This is a genomic window from Pullulanibacillus pueri (assembly GCF_014639255.1).
Lineage (GTDB): Bacteria > Bacillota > Bacilli > Bacillales > Sporolactobacillaceae > Pullulanibacillus > Pullulanibacillus pueri.
Window position 1 is genome coordinate 1 of sequence record NZ_BMFV01000066.1, and the last position, 7,582, is coordinate 7,582.

A 7,582-nucleotide genomic window follows, 5' to 3' on the forward strand; every position below is an offset into this window, starting at 1 on the left:
GAAAGCGTAGTGTATTTCCGTAGCGGTGCTTATGTGTGGTGAGTTACGTCGCCATTTCCTTCAACTTTGTATTTTGCGCCCCCAGAGAATGTAACTGTCTTTTAGCAAAAAACCGCTAGACGCTTTTGTAAAGTTATAAAAAAAGCATGAAAAAACCCGAGGGCTTCTCCACACTTTTTAGACGCACTGTATAGAAATTATTTTTGACTGGCGATTTTAGCAAAAGCTTTATTTACTGCCGCTAATGTTGCTTCGATATCGTCCATGGAATGAGCTGTTGATAAAAAGATACCTTCAAATTGAGAAGGTGGCAGTGATACACCATTCTCAAGCATTGTTTGGAAATAGGTTTTAAAATAGTCTAGATTTGCTGTTTTCGCTGTCTCATAGTTAATGACGTCTTCATGAGTAAAGAAGACTCCAATCATCGAGCCCGCACGGTTCACAGCTAACGGCACTTCATATTTTTTAGCAGCCTCTAAATAGCCTTCTTCAAGGCGATCCGCTTTTTTCTGGAAGTCTTGATAATCCTCTGGCTTAAGCTGAGACAAGGTTTCATAGCCAGCAACCATCGCTAAAGGATTCCCAGAAAGCGTTCCAGCTTGATAGATCGTCCCACTTGGCGCAATCTGTTCCATGATATCACGACGGCCTCCGTAGGCACCAACAGGAAGGCCACCACCGATGACTTTTCCTAGACAAGTGAGATCTGGTGTCACTCCGAAATAACCTTGAGCACAGTTATAATCGACGCGAAATCCTGTCATTACTTCATCAAAGATTAAAAGCGTACCGTTTTGTTCGGTAATCTCACGCAAGCCCTGTAAGAAACCATCTTGCGGAGGGACGACACCCATATTTCCGGCAACCGGTTCAACAATAACGGCCGCAATATCATTGCCATAGTTTTCAAAGGCCACCTTCACGCTATCAAGATCGTTATAAGGCACCGTAATCGTATTTTTGGCAATGCCTTCGGGAACACCAGGACTATCTGGTAAACCGAGTGTAGCCACCCCAGATCCCGCTTTAATCAACAAAGAGTCGCCATGTCCATGGTAACAGCCTTCGAATTTTAAAATCTTATCTCTACCTGTAAATCCACGAGCAAGACGCAAAGCACTCATTGTTGCTTCGGTTCCAGAGTTGACCATGCGCACAACTTCAATGGAAGGCACGCGATCAATAACGAGCTCTGCAAGGGCAGTTTCTAAGAGATGAGGCGCTCCAAAGCTTGTCCCTTTTTCCGCTGTCTCCTTTAAGCGATCCACCACTTGATCATTGGCATGACCAAGAATTAGCGGCCCCCAACTTAACACATAATCAATATAAGTATTGCCATCAATATCAGTAATTCTTGATCCCTTGCCCTCTGTCATAAATACAGGATTCATGTCTACTGATTTATACGCACGGACTGGACTATTGACACCACCAGGCATGACACGTTTTGCTGCTTCGAAGGCAGCAATGGAACGATCCATCGGTTTCATCGCGCATCCTCCTTCAACCATTTTACAGCGTCTTTCGCATGGTAGGTAAGAATAAGATCACTACCTGCACGCTTCATACTAATGAGCAATTCAAGCACTGTCGCTTTCTCATCGATCCAGCCATTCTGACTGGCCGCTTTTACCATGGCATATTCACCGCTCACGTTATAAGTAACTAGCGGGAGATCATAGGTGTTTTTGAGATCTCTTAAAATATCTAAATAGGAAAGGCCTGGCTTCACCATTAAAAAGTCAGCCCCTTCTTGAACATCAGATTCTGCTTCTCTTAATGCTTCGAGACGGTTAGCAGGATCCATTTGATAGGTCTTCCGATCACCAAATTGTGGGGTGCTATCAGCTGCATCTCTAAAAGGACCATAGAAAGCCGAGGCATATTTCACAGCGTAGGACATGATCGGAATATCTTGATAACCCGCCTGGTCTAACGCTTGTCGAATCGCAGCCACGAAACCGTCCATCATATTGGAAGGTGCAATAATATCTGCCCCTGCTTCAACCTGTGATACCGCGGTTTTCGCTAAAAGTTCAAGACTCTCATCATTGACAACATCACCATCTCTAACAACTCCACAATGGCCATGGTCAGTATATTCACACAAACAAGTATCTGCAATGACCATTAATTCAGGATATTTTGCTTTGACTAAGCGTGTCGCTTCTTGAACAATCCCGTGCGTATGATAAGCGCCTGTTCCCACAGCATCTTTTTCACTTGGAACACCAAATATCATGATAGAAGGAATACCAAGTTCAACAACCTCAGCAATTTCATCCCCTAATCGATCAAGAGAAAATTGGAAGACGCCTGGCATTGAAGGAATTTCCTTTTTGATCTCTTCCCCTTCAACAGCAAAAACTGGATAAATAAAGTCATCAGCAGAAAGCGTGGTCTCTCTCACCATTCTTCTTAAGGTCGGATTTTTTCTTAACCGGCGATGACGATCAAAGTGTAATTCACTCATTGTTGTTTCCTCCTTGTTTATACATTCTCATTATGAAAATATCACTGGTAATAATGGATGATAGACTCGATAAGTGCGGAAGCGGTATACGTCTCAGGAACGATAGCAGGGTGCAATCCTTGCCGTACTACTTCTCCCGCAGTGACTTGGCCAATACAAGCGATCGCCACCCGCTCCCAAAACAGAGAACATTCCAGTGATGCTGTGAGTTCACAAAAAAAGCGAACGGCTGACGGACTTGAAAATGTTACAACATCCGCGGTATTGGCTTCTATAATTTGTTTTAAAACGGGTTTTACCTTCTCATTACATACCGTATCATACACATTCACCCGGTATGTTTCAAAACCATCTGCCTGTAATGCAATTTCCAGCTCTTGCTTGGCCATTTTTCCTAAAGGTAAAAGGACGCGCCCCTTTGCCTTTTTTTGCATGGCTGCTGCCAACATTTCGGCCGTAAAACGGGACGGGATGATGTCTGGCTGCAAACCATAGTTCTTTATAATTTGAGCTGTTTTACTTCCAACAACCGCAATGTTAAGCTGCTGAGGTAGTGTTATATTGAAAGCTTTGAGCTGTTCCATAAAAAAACGAACGCCATTGCCACTTGTCCATACAATCCAATCGAAGCTGTTTAGCTCGTGAAGCACCGCTACCGATGATGGAGTAAGCGGCAAGGATTGAAATGTCATCACAGGTGCTTGGATAACAGTGCCTCCTTGAGCCTCGATTTCAGCAGAGAAGGCTTTTGATACAGCTATTGCCCTTGTGTTAATAATCTTTAGACCTTCCAATCCACCACTCATGATTCATCAAGCTCTTTTTTCACGTCCTCTAGAATCTTGGCAGCGCCTTTGGATTTTAAATCGTTTGCTAACCGCACACCAAGCTGATCAGGATCCGTTCCTGTAAGGCTTTCCTTTACAACTGTTTGTCCATCTGGAGTTGCCACAAGACCGACCAGCTGAAGCTGATCATTTTCTAACACACAGTGGGCAGCAATGGGGACTTGACACCCTCCTTCAAGTTCTCTTAAAAAGGCTCTTTCAGCCGCTACAGTTTTAGCCGTTTCTTCATCGTGAATGTATTTTAATAAGTCAATGAGTGCGGCATCATCACGCCGACATTCAATAGCAAGAGCACCTTGTCCAACAGCAGAAACAGAAACATCGAGATCTAAGTATTCTGTGACAATGTCGTCACTCCACCCCATTCTTTTCAAGCCAGCTGCAGCTAAAATGATCGCATCATAATGACCCTCTTTAAGCTTTTGTATCCGCGTGTCAATATTACCTCTTAGTGGCTCAACCTTCAAATCAGGACGAGCAGCTATAATTTGCGCTTGGCGACGAAGACTGCTTGTCCCAACAATAGCCCCTTCAGGCAATGCGTTTAACCCTTTTCCCTCTCTAGAAATTAGGGCATCACGGTAATCCTCACGTATTGGGACACAGGCAATGGTCAGTCCCTCAGGAATGACTGCCGGCATATCCTTCATACTATGCACTGCAAAATCTATTTCCTTATCAAAGAGGGCTTGTTCAATCTCTTTAACAAATAACCCTTTCCCTCCAACTTTTGATAGCGTCACATCGAGAATGCGATCACCCTTTGTTATTATGTGTTTTAATTCAAATTCGAGTTCTGGCTGGATGGCCTTCAACTTGTCCATTATCCATTGCGTCTGAGTAAGAGCAAGCTTACTTTTTCGCGAGCCAACATTTATTTTCACATCAAACACCTCCATAAATTATCTCCTTGCCGGCTTACCACAAGTGAAAACCAGTGAGGACTTCAGACAAAAAAACATTGATGAGAACGAGAAGAAAAGCAATGATATTCCAAAAAAGTAGGGGCTTTCCGTAAAGATTCTTCCCTAATCGCAAATAAAGATAATAGCAATAAGCAATAAAGACGAGAAATGAGCCAATAATCTTTGGATCGAACCAATTCAATTGGGTAAATACGGTTGATGCACGAATGATCCCAAGAATTAAACTAATGAGCAGAAGTGGAACCCCTAAAACATTGCAATAAAAGGTCCCTTTCTCAAGACGTGTTAAACTATCAAACCGAATGAGGCGACGATCCCACTTTTTATTCTTTAATAACGTGTATTCCACTAAGTACATAAGAGATAAAATGAATGAAATCGCAAAGATAGCATAGGCAAGCAGAGCAATCGTAATATGTATCACCAGTAGGTCCGACATTAATCGTCCACCAAGAATCGGGGCCACTTGATCATTTGTTTGAAATAAGGTCAACACCATGATCGGAAAGCCGACAATATTAGCAAAAAAACCGAAAAAATGCAATTTGAAAAAGCGTGTAAGAATAAGAGATGCTGAAATAATAATCCACGAGACAAAAAACAAGGTATCCAGTGGTGTTAAAATCGGAAACACCTCTGTATGTGACACTTTAACTACAAAAATCGATAATTGTAGCATCCAAACAATAGAAAGCAACCAGAAGGCCATTCTTTGTGCCTTCCGGTTGGTTTGCAAAAAATCTATAAAAAAGCCGCACACGCAAGCGGCATATACACTGACAGTTAGATCATAGAGCCAACTCATCATTAAGGGAACTCCCCTTTATCACCATCAATGAAAACGACTATCTGAGTTATCAACTATGACCCTCCCCTCAACGTTGTGCAAAATAAAGAGAGTCATAGGACAAAACAGTACATCGCAAATACCATTTCAGTAGAAGTAAGGCACAGGCTACTTATGACACAAAAGAATTAAGAGTTCGAAGGCGCTTCTTTAAATGCCTGACGCGAGAGAGGTTGAGCAATATCAAGACTATGCTGAATGTCCTGCTCAGCCTTAACTTCATCTTCTATTCCAAATATCCCAATAAAGGTTTCTAACTTTTTACGTCCATTAGGTTCGCCACTAAATTCTTTTGCCTTTGCAATAGGATCTCGTAACAACTGATTAATAATACTCTTTGTATGCTTACTAATCACTTTGCGCTCCCGATCCGTCAAATTCGGCATTTTGCGCTCAATACTTTTCATCGTTTCAGTTTGAATCGCCAACGCCTTTTTCCGCAAAGCCGTAATCACTGGGACAACACCGAGGGTTTGCAGCCACTCGGAAAAAGCCCATAATTGTTCACTTATAAGTGTTTCAATTTGCTCAGCTTCCTGTCTTCGCTCTTCAAGGTTTGTTTGAACAATGCCTTCTAAATCATCAATATCATAAAGAAAAACACCTTCAATAGTGTTAATTTCTGGATCGATATCTCGTGGTACCGCAATGTCTATCATGAGCAATGGTCGGCCTTTACGAGCCTTAATCGCCTCCTCGACAGAGGCTTTGTTCAATACAAAGCCAGGGGCTCCTGTTGAACTTATAATGATATCAGCATCTTTTAACGTTGGCGTGAGCTCCGTCATACTCACGGCACGCCCGGAAAACTTAGCCGCCAATTCCTCTGCCTTTGCCATCGTGCGATTCAGAACAGTGACCTTGTTCACACCGTGGCTTTTCATATGTGTAGCCGCGAGTTCTCCCATTTTACCTGCACCAATAATCATGACCTGTTTTTGATCCAGTTGACCAAAAATTTTGCCGGCAAGTTCAACGGCAGCATAACTCACAGAAACTGCATTATCATTAATAGCAACTTCTGTATGAGAGCGTTTCGCTACCGTAATAGCTTCTTTAAATAACTCATTAAAAAGGGTCCCGGTAACCTTTAATTCCTGAGCCTTTAAGAACGCGTCACGAATTTGTCCCAAAATTTGAGTTTCACCAATAACAAGGGAATCAAGGCCGCAAGCCACCTTAAAAAGATGTTCGATCGCCTTTTCTTCTTCTTTTATAAAAATGTATTGCTCTAACGTATCCATATCAACTTCAAACCATTTGGAAAGAAATGCTTTTGTATAATAACGTCCAGTGTGCAATTGATCGGAGACAATATACACTTCAGTTCGATTACAGGTTGAGAGGATCACATTTTCAAATATACTTTTTTGTTGTCTTAGCTCAAGTAAGGCCTCTTCTAATGCCGTTTCTGCTATCGCATATTGTTCTCTGATTTCTACTGGAGCTGTTCGATGATTCAGCCCAACAACCAGGATGTGCATAATGTTTCACTCCGTTTTATTCAAAATACTTAGTTGATCCGTAAATAAACGAAAATACCTTTTGCGGTTATCCTTAAGCCTCCAAAAAGCCTAATCAAGGTAAGATTCATGTTCAAAAAGTCATACATCCTTCTTGAACTAATTTAGAATAATTATAACATAATCATCTTTATTTCTCATGATTCAAATGTGAAGAGTTCATGAAAGACGACGTAAAGTTCTTTCTATTATGGTACTATTAACTATAGTTTAAACCCAAAAACCCTCATTCATAACAGGGTGATTCTTGAGCCTATTAAAGTATAATGAAAGACAATCGGTTTTGCCAAATAATATGTTTGATGGGTTCTTTTATAACAGAATGATTCGAGGTGGTCCCCGAAACATGAAGAAACAAAATGTATTAACAGGTCTAATTCTCCTCGCAGTAGGGATTTATTTTTTACTCAGGACCTTTCATCTCCCTTACTTATCGACCTTTAATAGTTGGCCATCCTTCTTTATTATCATTGGCTTCGCTTTTTTCGCTTATTCTTATTTTTCCAAAGAACATGACTCCATTTTTGTCGGTGTCCTTTTATTAGGATTAGGTATTCACTTCCATTTCAAGGACCATGTCTCCTGGTGGCCAAGCGGATTACCGATGTATGGTCTCATTATCGGATTGGCTTTCCTTGCTCGCTATTTTAAAGGTCGAAAAACAGGATTAATTCCCGGCATTATTTTTACAGGACTTTCAGTCTTAGATTTCTTTTATGAACGTGTTCAGACGTTCACCTATAAAATCACTTCCTTTATTGGTAACTTGTGGCCACTAGTGCTCATTGCCCTTGGTCTCTCCTTATTATTATCAAAGAAAAAAAAGTAGCCCCTAACTCTGGCGTTAGGGGCTACTTTTTATTTAAAACTTGATGCACATTGTTTGTCGCTTTTGATATAAATTGCGACGTAACGTGTAGGTGGATTTCCGCTCCAGGTCGCTCGCTTTCCATGGGCACGGC

7 protein-coding genes are annotated in these 7,582 nt (G+C 41.6%); 1 reads left to right on the top strand and 6 read right to left on the bottom strand.

Annotated elements, in window-relative coordinates; all coding sequences use genetic code 11:
• Positions 1–197 precede the first annotated feature (197 nt).
• The 6 genes from hemL to hemA all read right to left on the bottom strand — a co-directional run bounded on the left by hemL (position 198) and on the right by hemA (position 6,581).
• Positions 198–1,493, bottom strand: a complete 1,296-nt coding sequence (gene hemL, locus IEV91_RS21280) for a glutamate-1-semialdehyde 2,1-aminomutase (RefSeq protein ID WP_188499432.1) — start codon at positions 1,491–1,493, stop codon at positions 198–200.
• Positions 1,490–2,476: a porphobilinogen synthase gene (gene hemB, locus IEV91_RS21285; RefSeq protein WP_188499433.1), complete on the bottom strand. Its 987-nt coding sequence runs from the start codon at positions 2,474–2,476 to the stop codon at positions 1,490–1,492. Before hemB ends, hemL begins: the two co-directional genes overlap by 4 nt.
• A 41-nt stretch (positions 2,477–2,517) precedes the next feature.
• Complete coding sequence (locus IEV91_RS21290; protein ID WP_188499434.1) at positions 2,518–3,282, bottom strand: uroporphyrinogen-III synthase; 765 nt, start codon at positions 3,280–3,282, stop codon at positions 2,518–2,520.
• The gene (hemC, locus tag IEV91_RS21295; RefSeq protein WP_188499435.1) at positions 3,279–4,223 is read right to left on the bottom strand and encodes a hydroxymethylbilane synthase; all 945 of its coding nucleotides are present in this window, start codon (positions 4,221–4,223) and stop codon (positions 3,279–3,281) included. The genes IEV91_RS21290 and hemC overlap by 4 nt, the downstream gene beginning before the upstream one ends.
• Positions 4,224–4,242: 19 nt before the next feature.
• Positions 4,243–5,058 (bottom strand): cytochrome c biogenesis protein CcsA, encoded by an 816-nt coding sequence (gene ccsA / locus IEV91_RS21300; protein WP_188499436.1) that lies wholly within the window; start codon positions 5,056–5,058, stop codon positions 4,243–4,245.
• Positions 5,059–5,225: 167 nt separating this feature from the next.
• On the bottom strand, positions 5,226–6,581 hold the full coding sequence (hemA, locus tag IEV91_RS21305) for a glutamyl-tRNA reductase (RefSeq protein WP_188499437.1): 1,356 nt from the start codon (positions 6,579–6,581) through the stop codon (positions 5,226–5,228).
• A gap of 385 nt (positions 6,582–6,966) precedes the next feature.
• Between hemA and IEV91_RS21310 the strand changes: the two genes are divergently transcribed.
• Positions 6,967–7,449: a LiaI-LiaF-like domain-containing protein gene (locus IEV91_RS21310; protein WP_188499438.1), complete on the top strand. Its 483-nt coding sequence runs from the start codon at positions 6,967–6,969 to the stop codon at positions 7,447–7,449.
• The last annotated feature ends 133 nt before the right edge of the window (positions 7,450–7,582 follow it).